Consider the following 21,054-nt stretch of genomic DNA (forward strand, 5'->3'; position numbering starts at 1 on the left):
GAGAGGGTATGACCTCGACAACGATTCAAGAACTGGCCAGCAAGGAGTACAAGTACGGATTCGTAACTGATATCGAAGCCGATGTTGTGCCGCGCGGATTGAATGAGGACATCATTCGCCTGATTTCGGCCAAGAAGAACGAACCTGAATTCATGCTGGAGTGGCGCCTGAAAGCGTATCGTCACTGGCTCACCATGCAAGAGCCGCGATGGCAGAACGTCCACTATCCGCCGATTGACTATCAAGACATCATTTACTATGCCGCTCCCAAGCTGAAGCAGCGGCCCAAGAGCCTGGATGAAGTTGACCCGGTCTTGTTGGAGACCTATGAAAAGCTCGGCATTCCGCTTCGGGAGCAAGAAATTCTAGCTGGCGTCGCTGTGGATGCCGTGTTCGACAGCATTTCGGTCGCCACGACGTTTAAGGACAAGCTGGCGGAGTTAGGCATCATCTTCTGTGCATTTTCTGAGGCGGTTCAGCATCACCCCGAGTTGGTGCAGCAGTATCTTGGCTCAGTTGTGCCGTACACCGACAATTTCTTTGCTGCGTTGAACTCGGCTGTCTTCAGTGATGGATCGTTTGTGTATGTTCCCAAAGGCGTGCGCTGTCCGATGGAGCTGTCCACGTACTTCCGCATCAACGCGGCGGATACAGGCCAGTTTGAGCGGACGCTGATCATTGCGGATGAGGGCGCTTACGTCTCGTATTTGGAAGGATGCCATCCGGCTGGCGAGCAAGTATGGACACCGACCGGCTGGGTTAACATTGAGCGGTTGAAGCCGGGTGATGTAGTCTACGACCACACCGGCTCGCCACAGAAAGTACGGGCCGTCATGACACGACATCATCGAGGCGAGATGATCACGATTCGTCCTGTCTCCCGATACAATCAATTCCGTTTGACGCCGGAGCATCCTGTGCTCGCCATCAAGCGAGCCGCAGTGGTAGTGAAGCGTCAGCCCCGGAACGGATGGTTGCCCGAAGCCGACACTCAGAAACTCCTTGAAGCTGAACCCACGTGGATTCCTGCTGGCCAGCTTGAAAAGGGAGACTTTGTGCTCATTCCAAAATTACGGTGTGCAGGGGCACCTGCCTTTACGAATGAGGAAGTGGAACTGCTTGGGTATTATTTGGCTGAAGGAAGTTCCTACTACAACGAGGCCAATAAGCAATACACCAATCAATTTTCGTTTGGCTTGCATGAGACCACAATCATCAACCGGGTTCGCACCCTCATTAAGAATGTGACGGGACGCCCAGCCTATCTGATCGAACAGCCGGACCGGAATGGTGCTGGAATCAGCTTCTTTTCGGAGCAGTATTCCGATTGGTTCATCCGTCACTGTGGGAAAGGCGCCTGTTCAAAGCGCTTAAGCGCGGAGCTCATGAGCCTTTCAACGCGGCAGACGAGGATTTTCTTGGACGCTTATCTGGCCGGCGACGGAAACATTTGTGACCGCCAGAACTCCCGGATGATTCGGTTCTGCACAGGCTCGGAAACCGTCGCGCAACAGATTCAGATGCTGCTGAATCGTTTGGGCACGTATGCGTGGGTACAGGTTCGAGAAGGCGGAGATGTGAAATTCTCTAACCACTCGGACCGAACGATTCACCGTCAGCCGCTCTACCATGTTGGCTACACGGATACCAAGAAGTGGAGTATGGTCCGCGAAACAGAGACACATTTTATCGTTCCAATTCAAGAGGTGAGGCGGGAACCCTATGATGATTTCGTCTTCAACATTGATGTTGATCGAACGCACAGTTATTTAGTTCGCGGTGTGGCTGTCCACAACTGCACGGCGCCCAAACGGGATGAGAATCAACTGCACGCAGCGGTCGTTGAGTTGATCGCGTTAGATAATGCGACGATCAAGTATTCAACCGTGCAGAATTGGTATCCCGGCGATAAGGATGGCAATGGCGGCATCTATAATTTCGTCACGAAACGTGGCAAGTGTCTGGGGAAGAATTCCAAAATTTCGTGGACACAAGTCGAAACCGGTTCGGCCATCACATGGAAATATCCGAGTTGTATTTTGCAAGGCGACAACTCAGTCGGCGAGTTTTATTCAGTTGCATTGACCAACAACTATCAACAGGCGGACACCGGCACGAAGATGATTCACATTGGCAAAAACACGCGCAGCACGATCGTCTCGAAAGGCATCTCTGCCGGTCACGGTCAGAACACGTATCGCGGCATGGTCAAGATTCTCAAGAGCGCCGATAATGCCCGGAATTATTCGCAGTGCGATTCGTTGCTGCTCGGCGACAAATGCGGCGCGCATACGTTCCCCTACATTGAAGTGAGAAACAGCACGGCGCAGATGGAACACGAGGCGTCAACCTCAAAGATCGGCGAGGATCAAATTTTCTATTGTCAGCAACGCGGCATCTCAGCGGAAGATGCTGTTTCGATGATCGTCAACGGCTTTTGTAAAGAAGTCTTCCGCGAGCTGCCGATGGAGTTCGCCGTCGAAGCGCAGAAGCTGCTGGGCATCAGCCTGGAAGGTAGTGTGGGATGAAGGAGTCAAGAAAGACGATGTTAGAAATTCGCAATCTGCATGCCAGCGTCGAAGGGAAGCAAATTCTGAATGGGATTACCCTGACGGTGAACGCTGGTGAAGTGCATGCCATTATGGGACCGAATGGGTCGGGCAAAAGCACGCTGGCACATGTGCTCTCGGGGCGCGACCATTACGAGGTGACTCAGGGGGAAGTGCTCTATCAAGGCAAAAACCTATTGGAGATGCCGCCGGAGATTCGCGCGCGAGAAGGCATTTTCCTGGCGTTTCAGTATCCGGTGGAGATTCCCGGCGTGAGCAATGTCTACTTCTTGAAGGCTGCGCTGAATTCCATTCGCAAGTATCGCGGTCAGCCGGAACTGGACGCGCTCGATTTTTTGAACCTCGTCAAAGAGAAGATGAAATTGGTCGAAATGGATGAAAGCCTCATCAACCGTCCCGTCAATGAAGGCTTTTCCGGCGGCGAGAAGAAACGTAACGAAATTTTTCAGATGGCTGTGCTAGAACCGAAGCTGGCCATCCTCGACGAGACTGATTCCGGCCTGGATATTGACGCGCTGCGGATTGTCGCCAATGGCGTCAATGCGCTGCGAAGTCCTGAGCGCGCGATGATTGTCATCACCCACTACCAACGGTTGCTCCAGTACATCGTGCCGGATTTTGTCCATGTGTTGTCGGACGGGCGTATAGTCAAATCGGGCGGGAAAGAGTTGGCGTTGGAATTGGAAGAGAAAGGCTACGCTTGGATTGAAGAAGAGGCGGCGCGGCTGGCGCGTGCCTCGGAGTGAGCGTCATGACGAACACGCAGCCGGTGCAAGACAGCACGATTCATGCTTGGTTAGAGCCGTTGCATAAAGCGTTCCCCCGCGGCGAACCTGGTTGGCTTCAGGCGATTCGCCGCGCGGCGCTCGAACAGTTCGTTGAACGCGGGTTCCCCACGACGCGGGATGAAGAGTGGCGGTTCACCAATGTCGCGCCGATTGCGCGGCAGCAGTTTCACCCAGCCCGAACGAATCCTGCCGCAGTGACTCCTGAGATGGTGAGTCGTTTCACGTTTGGGTGTTGGCAATGTCATACGTTAGTGTTTGTCAACGGCGTCTATGAGCCGGCGCTTTCGTCGCGGCAGGCGTTGCCCGCTGGCGTCGTGGCGCAAGGGCTTGGCCATGTGTTGAAGCATGAACCGGCGTGGTTGGAGCCGCACCTGGCTCGTTACGCCCGCATTGAGCAGCAGGCGTTCGTCGCGTTGAACACCGCGCTGATGGAAGATGGCGCGTTTGTCTACATTCCAGCCGGCGTGGTGGTTGACGCTCCGATTCATCTTTTGTTCATTTCGACTGCGGATGAACCGGCCGCCCTGGCACAGCCGCGAAACTTAATCGTGGTCGAAGCGAACGCGCAGGTCAACTTGATCGAGAGCTACGTTGGGTTGGATGGCGGCATCTATTTCACCAATGCGGTGACGGAAATCGTTGCTGGTGATCGCGCCGTGATTGATCATTACAAGCTGCAACGGGAAAGTCTCAAAGCGTTTCACGTGGCCACGTTGCAAGTCTCTCAAGGCCGGCAGAGCAGCGTCTCGACTCACTCGATTTCGCTGGGCGGTCGGCTCGTGCGCAATGACGTGAACGTCGTCTTGGCTGGCGAAGGGTGCGACTGCACGCTGAACGGATCGTACATGGTCAAGGATCACCAACATGTAGACAACCACACGCTCATTGATCATGCCCAGCCACATGGCACAAGCCGCGAACTCTACAAAGGTATCCTCGACGATCACGCCAGCGGCGTGTTCAACGGACGGATCATCGTGCGTCCCGGCGCGCAAAAGACCGATGCGCGCCAAACGAATAAGAATTTGCTTTTGTCCGAGGATGCCTTGGTCAACACCAACCCGCAGTTAGAAATCCATGCTGACGATGTCAAGTGCACGCACGGGGCGACCATCGGCCAGTTGGATGCCGATGCGCTCTATTACTTGCGCGCGCGCGGCATTGATTTGGAGACGGCGCGGCACATCCTGACGTACGCATTTGCCAGCGACATCCTCAGCCGCATCAAGATCGCGCCGATTCGCACCGGCCTAGAATGCGGCTTGTTCATGAATGTGCCGCACGGCCACACCACATTGGAGGAGTTATGAGCATCGCGGCGGAGACATTTCGAGCGACGACTTCATTCGACGTTTGGCGCATCCGCCAGGATTTTCCCATCCTCAAGCAACGGGTTCATGGCAAACCGCTCGTCTATCTGGATAATGCGGCAACCAGCCAGAAGCCGCAGCGAGTCATTGATGCCGTATGTCAGTTTTACGCGGAGGACTGCTCCAACATTCATCGCGGCGTTCATGCCCTGAGCGAGCGCTCAACGCAAACCTATGAGCAGGCTCGTGTGAAGGTGCAACGCTACATCAATGCTGCGTCCGAGCGGGAGATCATCTTCGTGCGTGGCACGACTGAAGGCATCAATCTCGTCGCTCAAACATTCGGCCGGAGCCGCGTGCAGCCCGGCGATGAAATCGTCATCTCGGCCATGGAGCATCACTCGAACATCGTGCCTTGGCAATTGCTTTGCCAGCAGACGGGCGCGCGACTGCGCGTGATCCCGATGAATGACGATGGTGAATTGTTGCTGGACGAGTATGAGAAGCTGCTCAGTGACCGGACCAAATTGGTATCGGTCGTTCACGTCTCAAACGCGCTTGGCACGATTAACCCCATCCGTCACATGATTGCTTTGGCGCATGAGCGGAAGATTCCGATAATGATTGATGGAGCGCAAGCGGTGCAACATCTGAAGGTGGATGTGCAAGAGCTGGATTGCGATTTTTACACGTTTTCCGGCCACAAATTGTACGGGCCGACGGGCATTGGCGTGCTCTATGGGAAGGCTCATTTGCTCGATGCAATGCCTCCCTACCAAGGCGGTGGCGATATGATTCGCTCGGTTACGTTTGAGCAGACAACATACAATGACCTCCCTTACAAATTTGAAGCGGGCACACCGAACATTGCCGGCGCTATCGGGCTTGGCGCGGCGATTCAGTATGTCAATGAGATCGGCCTGGAGGCGATTGCCGCTTACGAACATGAACTGCTTGTGTATGCGACCGAGGTTGTGTCAAACATTCCGGGGTTACGCATCATCGGCACCGCGCGGCAGAAAACCAGTGTGCTCTCCTTCACGCTTGCCGGCGTGCATCCACACGACATCGGCACGATTCTCGATCAGGAAGGCATTGCCATTCGCACTGGCCATCATTGCGCACAGCCCGTCATGGATCGGTTCGGCGTGCCGGCGACGGCTCGCGCCTCGCTGGCGTTTTACAATACCAAAGAGGAGATTGATGCGCTCGTCGCCGCATTGCACAAGGTCAGGGAGGTGTTTGGTTAATGTCTGATTTACGCGATCTCTACCAAGAGGTCATTCTGGATCACAACAAGCGGCCGCGCAATTTTGGTAAGCTGGAGCATCCCACTCATGAGGCCAAAGGCCACAATCCATTATGCGGAGACAAAGTAACGGTCTATCTGGTGGTCGAAAGCGGTGTGATTCAAGAGATCATGTTTGAAGGCGCTGGGTGTGCCGTCTCAACAGCCTCTGCGTCGGTCATGACGGAAAGTTTGAAAGGCAAAACGCCCGCCGAAGCGCAGGCGTTGTTCGAGAAATTCCACAGTCTGGTGACAGGTCAACCGGAGCCCTCAACTGAAGGCCCGCAACTCGGCAAACTGGAAATTTTTGCCGGCGTGCGGAAGTATCCGGTGCGCGTTAAGTGCGCCACCTTGCCCTGGCACACGATGCGGGCGGCATTAGAACACAAGACGGACGCCGTCTCAACCGAATGATTTCGATCGTGCATCGCTGGTGTAGGAGTCAACGATCATGCAAGCAAATTCCAATCCGATTGAAAATATGATTACGGCTCAAGAGCTGCGTGAGCGCGTCATCGAGCAACTGCGTCAAGTTTACGACCCGGAGATTCCCGTCAATATCTACGAGCTGGGCATGGTTTATGATGTTGACGTGGATGCGGCCGGTGGGGTGTACATTCGCATGACGCTGACGTCGCCGGCCTGTCCGGTGGCCGGCTCGTTGCCGGGCGAAGTTGAAGCCAAGCTGCGAGCCATCGAAGGCGTCACGTCGGTCATGGTTGATCTGGTGTGGGACCCACCCTGGTCGCCCGAAATGATGTCGGAAGTGGCGAAGCTTCAACTCGGCTGGTGAGACGAACGGAAGAGCTGCCGACAAATCACCGCAAAGGCGCAAAGAACGCATCTATGGAATTCGACTACGCCACCTGGGCGTCCTCTGGGATTATTGGCTGCGATGCTGATAGCAACGGCCGCCGCCACGAACCCGCCGCCGGCACGGTGTCCCTTTCTTGGTGATCGCGCCGCAGAGACTAGACGGAACCTTGGGCTTTGCCGAACGCGATGGACGAACAAAGGACGGTTCCGCTGCGCTCTCATTCGACACGTTCTGCTCCAATGAATCGTTTGGCAGTGGCTGTGTGCCCGTTGGTTGATCGGGGAAGAATGTCGCTCGGTCTTGTGTTATTGCGCTCTGAGAAGCTATGAGCAATGGCGGGGATGGTTCATGATGACGGACGGCGCTCCAACTGCCTAAGCTAAATCCTATGACGGCGCCGAGCGCCAACACAGCCATTGTGCGGCCCAGCCAACCGGTGTGAATTTTGGGCGCACAATCGGGGCAGAAGCCGCTGCTGTGCCAGGGACGCCAGCGCTCTCGCTCGATACGTTGGCCGCATTCGCAACAGTACTTGGGCCGGTACATCATGGCGCTGAGTTTATCACGTCTGGGCAGCGCGTGGCCACTTGATCTGACCCGATTCGACCGCTACCATACGTCGCCTATGACGATCAAAGTTTACACAACACCCTGGTGTCCGGACTGTCGGCTGGCCAAACAGTTTCTCGCTGAATGGAACATCCAGTACGAAGAAATCAACATTGATGAGAATCCCGATGCAGCGCAACACGTCATTGAACTGAACAATGGCAAGCGCAAAGTGCCAACATTCGAGCTTGAGGGATACTCCTTCGCTTGTTCGCCGTTTAATGTGGATGTGTTGCGGCAAGGTCTTGCGCCGGTGCTGAACCAATAACTCCCAACGCGATCATTGCTTCTTCTCGCACAAACGGGTTGTCATCGTTGAGGCAGCGCTCGATAGCAGGCCGCCACGTGCTGATAGGAAATTGCCCAAGCGCCCAGACGGCATGGCCGCGAATGATCGGATCAGGATCAGATTGAGCCAGACGCGCTAACAGTGGGATCGCCGGTTCATAGTTCGTGTTGGCTGCGACAATTGCCGCATTTCGCGCCAGTCCTCGACGTTTAGCGCGTCGCAAGGCCGTGTGACGGAAGCGCTGAGCAAACGCTTCGTCCGATTGAATGCCAAGCGCCTCTTCCACGCGGAGCGTCTTACCAACGCCTGATTCCGCGCGGAATTCGCTCCACCTCGTTTCTGGCAATTGACGATTATGTGGACAGACTTCTTGACAGACGTCGCAGCCAAATAACCAATCACCCAGCAACGGGCGTAGCTGACGGGGAATCACGCCCCGATTTTCAATCGTGTGATAGGAGATACAGCGTCGCGCGTCAACAACGTATGGTCGCGCAATGGCGCCGGTCGGACACTGTGCGATGCAATCGAGCGCACCGATACACACACGGGTGTCGGGCGCATCAGGCGCCAGTTCCACGTCGAGCAAGATATCCGAGAGAAACACCCACGAGCCGAATTGATCAGTGATGAGGCATGAGTTGTAGCCGATGCGGCCAAGGCCAGCGCGACAGGCGACGGCACGCTCTAACAATGGCACAGCATCGGTAAAGCACCGTGCTGTCACCTTTCGGCCGAGCAGCTCTTCGATGCGCGCCACAAGCGCCCACAGCTTAGGAGGAATCACGTAGTGGTAATCCAATCCCCAGGCATAACGGGCAATGCGTCCTTCGCCAGGCCTGCGTTCGTCGAACTCGCCGCTATAGTAATTGACTGCCAGTGAAATGATCGAGCGCGCTGTCGGCGCCAGTTGCTGGGGTCGCGCGCGCAATGTTGGGTTGCGCTGCATGTAGGTCAGGTCCGCTGCCATGCCATCTTCAAGCCATGTTAGGTAGCGGCGCTCGTCGTCCGACAGCGGGACGATGCGAGTCACGCCGACGGCATCGAATCCTAACTGCCTGGCTTGCCGCTTGACCTCGGCTGTGAGCTGCTCGATGCGCATGCCGAACACTTTACCAATCGGCGCGTGGGTTGACAATGATGAAGTCAGCCGCCGTATAATCCCGCCTTCGAGAAATCCTAGCGGATACACCGATGGAGGCTGGATGAACGTCGCATTTTTGTTTCCCGGTCAGGGTTCGCAAGCCGTCGGCATGGGCAAAGACCTTTATGAAAATTTCCCGCTGGCCAAGGAGCTGTTTGCGCAGGCGAACGACGCGCTCGGATTTGACATCGCCAAGCTCTGTTTTGAAGGGCCGGACGAACAACTGGTGCTCACCGCCAACACGCAGCCAAGCATCTTGCTGGTCAGTTATGTCGCCTTTCGGCTGTTAAATCGGATGCCGATCGTAGCAGCCGGTCACAGTTTAGGGGAGTACTCGGCCTTGACGGCGGCTGGCGCTTTGTCGCTGGCGGATGCGCTGCGACTGGTTCGCCTTCGTGGACAATTCATGCAGGAAGCCGTGCCGGTCGGTGTGGGCGCGATGGCTGCGCTGATCGGCGCTGATGTGGCCCGGGTCGAAGAGTACGTGGCCGCACGTCAAGCTGAAGGTCGCTTGATTGAGATTGCCAACTACAACAGCCCGCAGCAGCTCGTCTTATCAGGACGACGCACGGATATTGAGCAAGCCGTGCAGGACTTGAGCGCGTACAAGGCGAAGCTGCTGGCCGTGAGCGCGCCGTTTCATTGCAGTTTGATGAAGCCAGCGGAAGAGCGGCTGGCCGCGGAGATTGATAAACTCAGGTTCTCTGACTTGCAATTTCCTATCTACACGAATGTGGAGGTTGAGCGCGTGACATCAGGTGAACGCGCCGCGCGCGCGCTCAAGCGGCAGGTCAGCCGTCCTGTACGCTGGACGGAAACAATTCGGCAGATGATTCACCGAGACCGGGTCACGCATTTTGTCGAGATCGGTCCCGGCGCCGTGCTCACGGGCTTGGTCAAGCGGATTGCGAAAGCTGAGGAACAGCAGGTCGCTACGCTGAACGTCTCGGACACTGCTTCGTTGACCAAAACATTGGAGACGCTCGACGGCGCGTCGCCCGGCCTGTAATGGCAATAGCATTAAGTTAGCACGGTTTTTGGAGTGCGGTGACGTGTCACCGCTTTCAAAAGCTGCGACACGTCGCAGCACTGCAAGGCGGTCGCAACCATCTTGGCTTAACTTAATGCCATTGGCCTGTAATGGTCGGTGTGCTGCTGGGGTTCTCATGACGTTTTTGTGAGCTGTGAGCGCGGCGCTCAATTAACTGAAGACGAGCTGGCCTGCTGGTTGTGCGGCCACTGGCCCTGATAAATTCTATGCAAATCCGGCGACGCATTCACTTACAACGAGTCGGCGTGGTGATCAAGCCAACGCTTGACCCTGTCCATGCCGGAGAAGTGCTCTGTCGCCTTTCTGGCTGGCTGACCGAACATGGGATTGAGCTGGTCGCTGAGCCTGTGTTGCATCAACTTGCGCCGAACTGTCAGGCGCACATTGTGCCGCGTGAGGAGATGAGCCGGCAGGTTGATTTGATCATCGTGTTAGGCGGCGATGGAACGATGATTGCCACAGCGCGTAGTGTGGCTCAGCCGCCCGTGCCGGTGCTGGGCGTCAATTTCGGCGGGCTTGGCTACCTGACCGAGTTCACGCTGGACGAGCTGTTTCCCGCGTTGCAGATGATCCGTGACGGCGATTTTGCTGTGCAACGACGCATGATGTTAGACGCCAGTCTTTGGCGCCAAGGAGAATGGATCACAACGCACACCGTGTTGAATGACGCGGTGGTCAACAAAGGCTCGCTGGCTCGCATGATTCAGATTGAATGTCTCGTGGATGACCGGTATGTGACGACACTCCGCGCCGACGGATTCATTGTCGCCACTCCGACCGGTTCGACGGCCTACTCGCTCTCGGCTGGCGGTCCGATTGTCTATCCGACAATGGAAGCCATTCTGATCACGCCGGTCTGCCCGCACACATTGACTAATCGGCCGCTGGTGATCCCTTCTGAATCAACGGTCAAGTTGATTTTGCGTTCAGCTCGCGAAGAAGTCACACTGACGCTGGATGGGCAAACCGGCATCGCGTTGCAATGCGATGATCAGGTGATTGTCCGACGCAGCCAGAAGTTCTTCGAAGTCGTACAGCCGCCCGAGAAAAACTACTTTCAGGTGCTCCGCGATAAATTGCTCTGGGGAGCATGAACGCCCTCACTGGCCGGTGCGACGCAGCGATACATTGCTTTGGGGAGCATGAACAGCTTCACCGACCGGTGCGACTTTGTACGACTTAAGCGCGACCGAGCTTGCGCAACGCGCCCATTCAAGCTGTTGAAGCCGATTTTGGTAGATGCCAATGCAATGACGGTTCATCCGTATCGTTGCTTGCCGCCGGTGACTTCCTCCAGCACGCAGGCCAGCGCGTGCGTCAGTCTGACGCGATTGAACTGCTCGATGAAGCGTTGATCGGGGCGGTAATACGTGTGTCGGAACTGATCCACATCTGTGGCAATATCGGCCAGGACGCTAACCAGCCGGTCTATATCCTGTGGCTCAACAACCAAACCAACGCCTGCTTGGCGAAGTAGCTCGCTGGCGATGCCTTCCGGCGCGACGGCCAGCACGGGACGACCGGCATACAAGTATTCGAATAATTTGCCGGGATACCACTTGCGTCCTCCTTCATTGCCGACCAGCAAAAGCAGCAACACGTCAGCAGCCAGCATCTGCTGAATCGCGTCGTGATGTGAAATGCGTTTTTCCACATGCACGAACCCGTCCAGTTGATGCTCATGGATGAATTGCCATTTGGACGGCGGCAGTCCGCCGATGAAATTAACTTGGAGGTTAAGCCTGGCCGATTGGCGTCGCAGTTGGCTGAGCGCATCCAGCAGCGGCTGAGCCGCGTCGCCCCAGGCGATGCCTGTGTGTGTCAATTGCACAACGCGGTGGTGAGCGCGAGGTTCGTTGTGATTGTCTAATGGAGACGTGTGGCGCTGAACGTGGCGGAAATCGTCTTCGTCATAGCCATTGGTGATAACGCGACATTTGCCTCGACAGCGTGGTTCTAGTCTCTGGAAATCGTCGGCCATCGCTTGGTGGACGCAGATGATTCGGTCAGCATGGCGCAGCACCCAGCGTTCGACGCTGGCGTCGAGCCAGTCACGAAACGGGCGGGTTTGTTTAACAGCCCACATCGTCCAGTAATCGCGGAAATCCACAATCAACGGCACGCGCAAGGCGCCTTGTAAGAGCACGCCGAGAATGCCTAATGTCCATGGGCTGACCGACACGTAAATAGCTTCAACGCGGTGTTGCACAGCCACTTCGATACAGCGTGGCAGCGCCCGGAGACTCCAATAGAAAAACATATCGCCAACAGGCGCCAGTGCTGCGTGGTAAACGCTCCGGGCTGCGGTATAGAAGCGGCTGCGCGGCCGCTCATCGCTGCTCACTTCGGCGCGCAAGCGAGCTTCTGCCGGCAGGAGCGGTTCAGGACGTTTGCGGGCGAGCCAGCGCGGCAAAGCGATCAAGGGATGGTATGGCGGGTAGCGGATGATGGGGATGTCAGTAGGAATTTCCTTCAACAGCGTTTCGTCGAGCGGGTCGTCGGTTTGCGCCTGATGCCAATCCAGTGTCACCACGACCGGTTGCCAGCCGAACCGGCCAAGATACTTGACGAATTTAGCGTTGCGGTAGGTGCCACTGCTATTGAGTGGTGGAAAATCGAGCGCAATGTAGAGAAGCCGACGGAGCATGAACTCTCGCAACCTATCGCCAGCCTTCATTCAGATGGTTGATGAGCATTGCCGATGGGACAAGTTGCTTGATTAGAACTGCACGTTAGCCAAAGCCTGATAGAGATAGGCGCAACTGATGATGCCTTGGTGATAATTGACGAGATTCAGCTTTTCATTCGGCGCATGCGAATTTTCGTCGGGCAGGCCCAGTCCTAGCAGAATACACGGCACGTTGAGCGCCTCGTAAATCGTGTTGACAAATGGAATGGAGCCGCCTTCGCGGATGAAGACCGCTTTTGTGCCAAAGCCTTGCTCCAACGCATCAATCGCCGCTTGAAAGGCCGGATGATCATACGGCGCGAGGAATCCGGCGCCGGCTGACAGCTTGCGTACCTGAACGCGCACTGTTGGAGGCGCGATAGCATGGACGTAAGCGATGAACTGTTCGGCGATTTCATCAGGGTCTTGATGGGGCACCAACCGCATACTCACTTTGGCCAGCGCCTTGCTGGGAATGATGGTCTTGGAGCCTTCACCGGTGTGTCCGCTCACGAAGCCGTTGACGTCGAGCGTCGGTCGCGCCCACATACGTTCCAATGTGGTGTAACCCGGCTCGCCAAACGGCGCCGGCGAACCAGTCAGGGCTAAGTATTGTTGCTCGTCAAATGGCAACGCGGCCAGCCGCGCGCGCTCGTCTTCACTGAGCGGGACGACCTTGTCGTAAAAGCCGGGGATGGTCACACGCCCTTCGGCGTCTTTTAACTGCGCCACAATCTGGCACAGCACATTGGCCGGATTGGCCACGATGCCGCCGAACGAGCCAGAGTGCAGGTCCATCGTGGGTCCTTCAACCTCAATCTCCATGTAGGTCAATCCGCGCAGTCCATAGCAAATGGACGGCACGCCTCGATCCAGCATCGGTGTGTCGGAGATGACCACGACATCGGCTTGAAGCAACTGCCGATGCTCGTTCAGGAATGATTCCAGATGTAAGCTCCCAATCTCTTCCTCACCCTCTACGATAAACTTGACGTTGATCGGCAGGCGGCCTTCGTTTTTGATCCACGCTTCGACGGCCATCAAATGGGCATAGACTTGACCTTTGTCGTCAACTGTGCCACGCCCGTAGAGTTCGCCGTGGCGAATCTCCGGCTCGAATGGCGGCGACATCCACTGATCGAGTGGTTCAACCGGCTGCACGTCATAGTGGCCATATATCAGCACGGTGGGTCGGCCCGGCGCGCCGAGCCATTCAGCATAAACAACAGGATGCAGCGGCGTCGGTATCACCTCCGCACGCATCAATCCGGCAGCCAGCAACCTCTCTTTCAAGTACACAGCGCAGCGTTGAACGTCAGCGCTGTGTTCGCTGCTACAACTAATGCTGGGAATCTTGACAATCTCAACCAGCTCGTCAATGTAACGCTGCCGGTTCCGGTTAATGTACTCAATGATCTTTTCCATGACATGCTCTCCCTTCCACCTCAATCCTGAACCAGCTTCTTTCGCAGCTTGTCGTGGTTGCTACTCTACTGAATGAAACGCCACAACTGGTCACGCTCTGAACTAACTTCTTTCACGGTTTGTCGGGGGTGCTCCTGGCCCTGTCCATCAATATGCGATCAAACAACTGACCGCGAGTTGAGCGCGATACACCAAATGGCCGCGTCATTGAACTGTCCATCAATATGCGATCAAACAACTGACCGCGAGACATGCACCGGTTTGTGAACAACTGCGCAAGAGTGGTCACCATAACATGAGACGCGCTATTACTCAATAGCTTCATTGAGAAACAAGAGATTGAGGGATGCTTGCCTTATGCGCCAAGCAACGAAGTCGCCGAGGAAGCAGAACCACTGAGCTACATGATTTGGCTCTCATGAGCGCGTTTGTCTCACCGGTCGCTGCGGGTGCGCTCCCGCTGGCCTTGGGTTGGCATGAAGCATCACTTGAGTCTTAAGCAGAGGCTTTCTACAATTGGCTTTGCGATTACACTGTGGAGATGGGTCATGAACAAGGGAAAGGCCAAATCAAGAGATTACAAAGTGGGTGATGAAGTTTCCTATGCGTTGGCGGCTGGCATTCGCTATGGCACTGTTGTGAGCGTCTTTGGTGAGGTCGTCGAAATCGAATTCGAAGATGGACGCAAAGAGATGAAGAAAGTGAGCGATGATCGTTTGCGATTGTTGCGCCGCGCTCAGAGCGAGCGTGACGACCGAGACCGGCATCGTCAGGACATCCGCGAGCTGTACCGTAGCGAAGTGCGTCGTCGCTGAGCCGACACTCACGCAAAGCCATCGCATCGGCACTCAGCCGGTTCGTTCCTCCCTGGCACGACCGATGACTTTGCGTGAGGAAGCGATCTGGCAAGCGCGGCTAGGGACTGACTGCTACGTGGTGGCCACCGACGCTGATGAGGCGAACGCGCTGAAAATCCTTGGTGGCCGGTGGCGTGCGATGTTGCGGATCAGGCACAACACAGGTGGCGCGACCCTCTCGACCAATTGTGAGCCAGCGAAGGTGAACGTTGGGAATCTCCCCTTTGAGGTTATTCAAATCAACGTCGCTGATGTTCAACAGTCTGAGAATAATCTGCACAATCTGCTGAGTCGCCGGCGGCATATCAATCCGCACCGGCGTTGTCCCGACCGATTCCACGACGGCCAACGGCCACTGCGTGTCTGACTCAATCAGTACTGTTCGGCCGGCTGTCGGCACATTCAATTGCGCTTCGTAAATCACCGCATCGGCGGGAACCACCAGGATACGAGTCGTAAACGTGCGCCTCAAGCTCTCAAACGTGACCGGTACGTTTTGCCATTCCGGTTCGTTGCCCCGCAAACGAACTTGCACGGTGGCGATGTAAGGAACATCCACCACGATGCGACCCAAGCAAGGGAGTCGTTGATCCACGGTCATCGTAGCCCACTGGCCGTCGGGTTTTTGCAGTCCGACCTGCACCTCTGAACCATCGTAAACGACAGCACTCGTAGGAACCGCCACATAGTCGGTGGCCTGCGGCAGTGGGCTGGGCCGAGCACCAACAGCAATGCTCATCAAAACACTCATCAACACTAAAACCGCGATAACACCAATCAGTCGCATTCGCATCAATTTTTCTCCTTCACATCTCCGGCGTGTGCCTGACGCCTGCTTTGATTGTTTCTCATCAGGGATGATGGCGAGCAACTTTTGTGCCGCAACCTGGCCGTGTTAGCTCATGGCTGCTGAAAACCTGGATCTTGAAATTGGTCATGTCCAATGCCACATCAGCTCTAGCCTTGCCTAGCTGGCGGTAAGTTGTTTGTGTTCAACATACCACTTTCATGGACACACCGCATGGTCGAGGTTTGTTCCGGTTGTCAGGTCCGTGTCGGTTATGAGCAGGAGATTGGCTGCTCGGCAGCGACGCTTGTGTCGTTGATCAGCGACGCCGCAGTCAATAACGTATTCGGTGAGAGCTCACCACAGCCTCAGAGTGAGGGCTGGCAGGGGAGCACGTGGGTTTCTGCTGTTGCTGGGCAGCGACAGGCAAACGACAACGCAGCATGTTCCCCGTCAGTCCATCTCAGCCAGAGCAGGAGCCGGTGTTCAGCTAAGTAATGTGACAAAAGTTGGTGGCGTTTTTGGAGTGCTGCGACGTGTCGCAGCTTTGGCCGGAAAGCGGTGACACGTCACCGCACGCCAAAACATCCCGTCCCCCAAAATGTCCCAGACCTTTTGTCCACCTGCTTAGCGGCGCAGGGAATGGCGTTTTTGAAAGGATTGAATCTGACAGCCAAATCATCTTCGCAGTGGCCGGTGTTCAGCTATCCAGTGATTGTGCCGGTTTGGTGCTCACCGTCCACTGTCTTTGATCTATGGGCTGTGCTTGTCGGCGTGGCGATGGAACCTGTTGGAAACTAGCAGCCGACCGCCAAGACGCCAGGCGCGCCCACAGGAGGAGTCTTTAACTTCTCTGCGGCCTTGGCGTCTGGGCGGTCAACTTTGGAATGACTGGTTAGTGTTTGCCCGGATCAAGCGGGACCCCTTTGCGCGTGGATGTAATGTAGGCTTCCAGCGCGATCATCTTTTCATCATCCAGCTTCAGCGGGGGTCCTTTCATTGGGTTTTCAATGCACCAGTTGATCATGTCGCGGAGTGTGGCCACCTTTTTCAGTTGTGTCTGAAATTTGGGATACGTCTCGGGGTGTGTGTTTGCGGCATTGGGGTGACACATGTCGCAGGAGATGCCGATGGTGCCGCCCAACGCTTTCCAGTCATGAAACAGCTTGTCGCCTTCGGCGATCATGCGTTTTTGTTCGCGTTCCCAGATCATCCGGTCGCGGGCTGTCCATTTGGAGACTTGTTGCGCCTGTTGTTCAGCATAGGCAGCCATCAACAGGTTGGCCACCTCGCGCGCTTTATCGGGGGGTAGGATTTCGCCTGGACGGACGCCGGCGACTTCCACTGACGTTTGTCCATCACACAATTGGACGACAAGATCGCCATTGCGGCTCTTCACCTCAGGGTGCGTAGGTGATGTTTGTTGCTGCGCTACGGCGATCAAGACTGTACTGAAGACAACGGCGAGAATCATTGAGCTTTTGAATCGTTGGTTCATGTTGCCCTCCTGAATTAGTAAGATGGGAACACCGGCGCCGGTGGTCGGTGAGTTTTGCCCCATGAGTCAAGGTAGGCTTTGGCCACAGTCAGCGGGTTGCGGCTCCACAACAGATAATGCTTATCCACATAGCCGCCGCCATACACATCAATTGTGCCCAGCCCTGCGCCATCGGCTTCGTCAAACGGGTCGGCACGGTCCATCTGGACAGTGAGTTTTGGCAGCCCTTCCGGCGCATACGGCCACGGCCATGCAGTCGAAAGCATCCCGTGAAAATGAATGTTCCTGATGCGATTGGTTAACATCTGGTGCGTGTGTCCGTGAATGACCGTCACCGATTTGTAAGGGAAGAGCATCGCCTGAACCGCTTCTGCATCCTCTGTCCAGAAATTCCACGGCCTGTAATACTTGTACAGCGGCGAATGGGAAAAGATGACCAGCGGCGTGGTTTTTGGCACCTTGGCCAAATCTTTCTTCAGCCACTCGCGTCCGGCCTCGCCAACTTCAAATCGGCTCTGGATCGGGTTATCTAGCCCGGCCACTGTTAGCATGCGTTCCATCGGCGTCATGTTGCGTTCGGTCCAGAAATCTTTCTCGTTGACGCTCATCAGCACGATGAAATGAATGCCCTTGTGATCGAACGAATAGTTGGGTGGACCGAACAGCTCGATCCACTTCTCTCCCATATCCAGGAACCAATCGTGTTCGCCCACCATCATTTTGACCGGGGCCTTTAGCTCGCTGAGGATCTGTTTGCCGAGTTCGAGTTCTTTCGGTTGGCCCAACTGTGCCAGGTCGCCGCCAAACAGAACGAAATCCGGCTGCGGGTCCAGCGCGTTGACATCTTTGACCGCGCGCAGCGCCGCATTGACGAACCGCTCGTTCAACTCGCGCTCGTACAGATGCGTGTCAGAAATGTAAGCGAAGCGGAACGCCGGTTTGTTTTGCGTTGCGGCGCTGACCACTTCGACAAGCTGAAATGAATGGGGCATGAGCTGCTCAGCCGTTGTGACAGCGGCTGTCATGCTGGCCACTTTGAGGAATGATCGGCGGTCCAATCGAGCGACCGCCTGAAAGAAGTCGGCGCGTTCTCGCCGATATTGTTCTTCGCGTTGTTTCCATTTCAAATGCCACATAGTCGCCTCCCAAAAAGCATGGGCAGCCGCAGGCCGGCAGCGATCGGTCGTAGTCGTGTCATCCACCGGCCCTGTCGGCTGTCCACTTAAAGTTTTTCTTCTCCCCGCGCCAGTCGCCGCACGCGGTCACTGGTCAGGGTTTTGAGAAATTCTTCCAGATCGCTGATTTCAGAGTCTGTCAAATTCAATTTGATGATCCCGCCGTCGAGGTTCGGGTTCGGCTCGCCGCCTTTATTGTAAAACTCGATCACCTCGCGCAGCGTCTTGAGACTGCCATCATGCATATAGGGTGCGGTCAGCTCAATATCACGCAGGGGTGATGTTTTGAATGCGCCCAGATCACGCGGTTGCCGTGTGACCAGGAATCGTCCCAACTCGGAAAAGCCTTCCGTCAACGCCAGCTTATCGAGCGCTTCTTGTGTGAGCGTGCCTTGTTGAGCCATGCGTTGAATCTGTCGGGTTAGCGCCTCGAAATTCTGCGTCGCTTTCATCCCGATACCGATGTTGTGATATTTGAAGTCGGTAAAGAAAACCGACGAGGTGTTGAATTCATGGCAGGTGATACAGCGTGCTTTGCCCTTGAACAATTCCCAGCCCCGCTGCGCGGCTGGGCTGATGGCCTGTTTATCGCCGGCGATGAACCGGTCGAACGGCGCGTCGCCGGAAAGCTGCGTTCGCTCAAACGCAGCAATCGCCTTGACAACGTTGTCAATCGTAATAGGCCCGCCAAATACTTCACGAAATCGTCTGACGTAGTCGGCGTCCTGTTGAAGTTTGGCCACGACAGCCGCATGTGATGGCATGGCCATCTCCAGCGGGTTGATCAGCGGTCCCTTGGCTTGTTCTTCCAACGACGAGGCGCGTCCATCCCAGAATTGCTCAACGTTAAACATGGCGTTCAAGATCGTCGGTGAATTTCGCGCGCCCTTCTTGCCGCCGACACCTTCGGCCACCGGTTTGCCATCAGTGAAGGCCAGCGCCGGGTCATGGCAGGTCGCGCAACTGACCGTGTTATCCACGGAGAGTCGCTTATCGAAGTAAAGGTCTCTGCCGAGCGCCACCTTGGCTTCGGTGATCGGATTGTCCTCAGGAATAAACATCTCCCACAGATCAGCGGGAATCGCCGGCGGCAACGATATGGTGAATTTCTTTGCTTGTATCGCTGGTGATGCAGCGACCCACGTTGGCCGGTTGCCAGAAGCGACCAGGCCAACCAACATCACCGCCGTGACACTGAGCAACAGGAATAATTTGATCGCTTGCTTGTACCGTGTCTGCATCATTGCTTACCTCCTTCATTGAACCATCACCCACAAGCGGCGGTTTTATTCCCGGCACTGTTCACAAAATTATGATCATGGGGAATAATTGGCTCGTTCACGTGTGATACGTTGATGGAAGCAATCATGGTCACGGGGTCGGCGGTGGACGGGTCGGTGTTAACTGAATTTGAGCGCTCGGCATTGGAGCACTTACAGCCGCTCTATGGTTATGCTATGGCGCTGACCCACAACGCGACTGATGCTGAAGATTTAGTGCAGGAGACCTACTTGCGGGCTATTCGCAGCGCGCAGCGGGCGGTCCCGACTGGTGACATGAAGAGTTGGTTATTCACCATCTTGCGCAATCTGTGGCTCAATCGCCGGCGCCGGCACGTTCACGGACCCGATTTTCTCTCGCTGGAAGGCGAGGTGGCGGAGGCCAACGAGCCTGATTGGTTCGTGGATGAGCGTCATCGGCCTGATGTGGACTTTGATCGCGCTATGTTGCGGCACGAGCTTCGCGCAGCGCTCGATGATTTGCCCGATATATTTCGTGAGGTGATTGTGCTCAGGTGTATCGAAGAGTTTAGCTACAGTCAGATTGCGCAGATTCTGAATTGCCCGGCGGGCACGGTCATGTCACGGCTGAGTCGCGCGCGCGCGGCGCTGCGCCGCCGGCTCGGCGTCTATCTCAGCGACTCATGGTCCTATATGGAGGAACAGCCGTGAACGAGCATCCAGTTGAACGCATCATGTTCTATGTGGACGCCGAATTGCAGGGCGATGAGCGACGAGCCTTTGAGCAGCATGTCAGCCAGTGTCAAAGCTGCCGGGCGATGCTACAGGACCAACTGCGATGGCAGGCAGCGATTCGTCGCGTGCGGCCGCTCTATCCGGTTCCCGATGAGTTGCGTGCCCGGCTGACCTGCTTATTAACCAATTCACGTCCTTCATCCTGGAGCCACCGTCGGACGCGCATCGGATTGGCGGCGGCTGCTGTGCTGGTGGCGGCATTGAGCATTGTGCTGTGGTATCGGCCTCCAGCCGCGCCGCCGCCGTCAAGTTTTGCGCTGGCCGCTGTTGAGGCGCATCAGCGGTACACCCGCCAGCAGTTGCCGTTGGAAATTACCAGCGAATCGCCTGAGACGATTTCCCAGTGGTTTGTTGGCAAGCTGCCATTCAACGTCAAACTACCCAATTATCCCGAAGGGCCGGGTCAATCCAAGCCGTATCAAATTGTCGGCGCGCGGCTGATGGGCTTCAATCAAGATTATGTCGCCTACGTGGCCTACCGGTTGCGCAACCGCGCGATTTCATTATTGGTGACAACTCAGAAGGCCGCTCAGCCTTCCGGTGGCGAACAAATTGCCTGGCAAGGACTCACCTTCCACTTCAACGCCATCAACGGATGGAAGGTACTGACGTGGTCGGATAATGGATTGACTTACGCGCTAGTCTCTGACTTTGAAGAACGAGGGCAAGCCTCCTGTATTGTCTGCCATCCAGGGCCGCAAGACCAACGCATGTTTGAAGGATTGCGGCTGAAGTAGTCACG

General features: G+C 55.8%; 19 protein-coding genes. 12 read left to right on the forward strand and 7 right to left on the reverse strand.

The features are described from left to right. Positions 1 to 8: 8 nt before the first annotated feature. The 7 genes from NZ823_18510 to NZ823_18540 all read left to right on the forward strand — a co-directional run bounded on the left by NZ823_18510 (position 9) and on the right by NZ823_18540 (position 7,650). Positions 9 to 2,528: a SufD family Fe-S cluster assembly protein gene (locus NZ823_18510; protein ID MCS6807119.1), complete on the forward strand. Its 2,520-nt coding sequence runs from the start codon at positions 9 to 11 to the stop codon at positions 2,526 to 2,528. Positions 2,529 to 2,545: 17 nt separating this feature from the next. After that, positions 2,546 to 3,316 (forward strand): Fe-S cluster assembly ATPase SufC, encoded by a 771-nt coding sequence (sufC, locus tag NZ823_18515; GenBank protein MCS6807120.1) that lies wholly within the window; start codon positions 2,546 to 2,548, stop codon positions 3,314 to 3,316. Positions 3,317 to 3,321: 5 nt separating this feature from the next. Next, positions 3,322 to 4,668 (forward strand): Fe-S cluster assembly protein SufD, encoded by a 1,347-nt coding sequence (gene sufD, locus NZ823_18520; GenBank protein MCS6807121.1) that lies wholly within the window; start codon positions 3,322 to 3,324, stop codon positions 4,666 to 4,668. Then, positions 4,665 to 5,918: a cysteine desulfurase gene (locus NZ823_18525; GenBank protein ID MCS6807122.1), complete on the forward strand. Its 1,254-nt coding sequence runs from the start codon at positions 4,665 to 4,667 to the stop codon at positions 5,916 to 5,918. Before sufD ends, NZ823_18525 begins: the two co-directional genes overlap by 4 nt. After that, positions 5,918 to 6,370, forward strand: a complete 453-nt coding sequence (locus NZ823_18530; GenBank protein ID MCS6807123.1) for an SUF system NifU family Fe-S cluster assembly protein — start codon at positions 5,918 to 5,920, stop codon at positions 6,368 to 6,370. Before NZ823_18525 ends, NZ823_18530 begins: the two co-directional genes overlap by 1 nt. Before the next feature lie 37 nt (positions 6,371 to 6,407). Then, positions 6,408 to 6,749 (forward strand): SUF system Fe-S cluster assembly protein, encoded by a 342-nt coding sequence (locus NZ823_18535; protein MCS6807124.1) that lies wholly within the window; start codon positions 6,408 to 6,410, stop codon positions 6,747 to 6,749. A gap of 571 nt (positions 6,750 to 7,320) precedes the next feature. Further along, positions 7,321 to 7,650 (forward strand): glutaredoxin family protein, encoded by a 330-nt coding sequence (locus tag NZ823_18540; GenBank protein MCS6807125.1) that lies wholly within the window; start codon positions 7,321 to 7,323, stop codon positions 7,648 to 7,650. Here the strand turns inward: NZ823_18540 and queG are convergent. After that, positions 7,601 to 8,773, reverse strand: coding sequence for a tRNA epoxyqueuosine(34) reductase QueG (gene queG / locus NZ823_18545; protein ID MCS6807126.1), 1,173 nt, complete (start codon positions 8,771 to 8,773; stop codon positions 7,601 to 7,603). The two genes, NZ823_18540 and queG, sit on opposite strands and share 50 nt — an antisense overlap. Before the next feature lie 103 nt (positions 8,774 to 8,876). Between queG and fabD the strand changes: the two genes are divergently transcribed. Next, complete coding sequence (gene fabD, locus NZ823_18550) at positions 8,877 to 9,824, forward strand: ACP S-malonyltransferase (protein MCS6807127.1); 948 nt, start codon at positions 8,877 to 8,879, stop codon at positions 9,822 to 9,824. A 248-nt stretch (positions 9,825 to 10,072) separates the two neighbouring features. Continuing rightward, entirely contained in the window at positions 10,073 to 10,960 is an 888-nt protein-coding gene (locus NZ823_18555) for an NAD(+)/NADH kinase (GenBank protein MCS6807128.1), read from the forward strand. A 164-nt stretch (positions 10,961 to 11,124) separates the two neighbouring features. On the opposite strand, the gene NZ823_18560 is transcribed toward NZ823_18555, so the two are convergent. Continuing rightward, on the reverse strand, positions 11,125 to 12,513 hold the full coding sequence (locus NZ823_18560; GenBank protein ID MCS6807129.1) for a glycosyltransferase: 1,389 nt from the start codon (positions 12,511 to 12,513) through the stop codon (positions 11,125 to 11,127). 72 nt (positions 12,514 to 12,585) lie between these two features. Continuing rightward, entirely contained in the window at positions 12,586 to 13,959 is a 1,374-nt protein-coding gene (locus tag NZ823_18565) for a dipeptidase (protein MCS6807130.1), read from the reverse strand. 548 nt (positions 13,960 to 14,507) lie between these two features. On the opposite strand from NZ823_18565, the gene NZ823_18570 reads away from it, so the two are divergent. Then, positions 14,508 to 14,774 carry a hypothetical protein gene (locus tag NZ823_18570; GenBank protein ID MCS6807131.1) on the forward strand — a complete coding sequence of 89 codons (267 nt, stop codon included), beginning with the start codon at positions 14,508 to 14,510 and terminating at the stop codon, positions 14,772 to 14,774. Positions 14,775 to 14,874: 100 nt separating this feature from the next. On the opposite strand, the gene NZ823_18575 is transcribed toward NZ823_18570, so the two are convergent. The 4 genes from NZ823_18575 to NZ823_18590 form a co-directional block, all read right to left on the reverse strand. Next, positions 14,875 to 15,609: a hypothetical protein gene (locus tag NZ823_18575; GenBank protein ID MCS6807132.1), complete on the reverse strand. Its 735-nt coding sequence runs from the start codon at positions 15,607 to 15,609 to the stop codon at positions 14,875 to 14,877. Positions 15,610 to 16,498: 889 nt separating this feature from the next. Next, positions 16,499 to 17,101 carry a hypothetical protein gene (locus NZ823_18580; protein ID MCS6807133.1) on the reverse strand — a complete coding sequence of 201 codons (603 nt, stop codon included), beginning with the start codon at positions 17,099 to 17,101 and terminating at the stop codon, positions 16,499 to 16,501. Between the two features lie 14 nt (positions 17,102 to 17,115). Then, complete coding sequence (locus tag NZ823_18585; GenBank protein ID MCS6807134.1) at positions 17,116 to 18,237, reverse strand: metallophosphoesterase; 1,122 nt, start codon at positions 18,235 to 18,237, stop codon at positions 17,116 to 17,118. Between the two features lie 86 nt (positions 18,238 to 18,323). Beyond that, positions 18,324 to 19,520: a cytochrome-c peroxidase gene (locus NZ823_18590; protein MCS6807135.1), complete on the reverse strand. Its 1,197-nt coding sequence runs from the start codon at positions 19,518 to 19,520 to the stop codon at positions 18,324 to 18,326. A gap of 111 nt (positions 19,521 to 19,631) precedes the next feature. On the opposite strand from NZ823_18590, the gene NZ823_18595 reads away from it, so the two are divergent. After that, on the forward strand, positions 19,632 to 20,228 hold the full coding sequence (locus NZ823_18595) for an RNA polymerase sigma factor (protein ID MCS6807136.1): 597 nt from the start codon (positions 19,632 to 19,634) through the stop codon (positions 20,226 to 20,228). Then, positions 20,225 to 21,049: a zf-HC2 domain-containing protein gene (locus tag NZ823_18600; GenBank protein MCS6807137.1), complete on the forward strand. Its 825-nt coding sequence runs from the start codon at positions 20,225 to 20,227 to the stop codon at positions 21,047 to 21,049. Before NZ823_18595 ends, NZ823_18600 begins: the two co-directional genes overlap by 4 nt. Positions 21,050 to 21,054 lie beyond the last annotated feature (5 nt).

The sequence above is a fragment of the Blastocatellia bacterium genome (assembly GCA_025054955.1).
Lineage (GTDB): Bacteria > Acidobacteriota > Blastocatellia > HR10 > J050 > JANWZE01.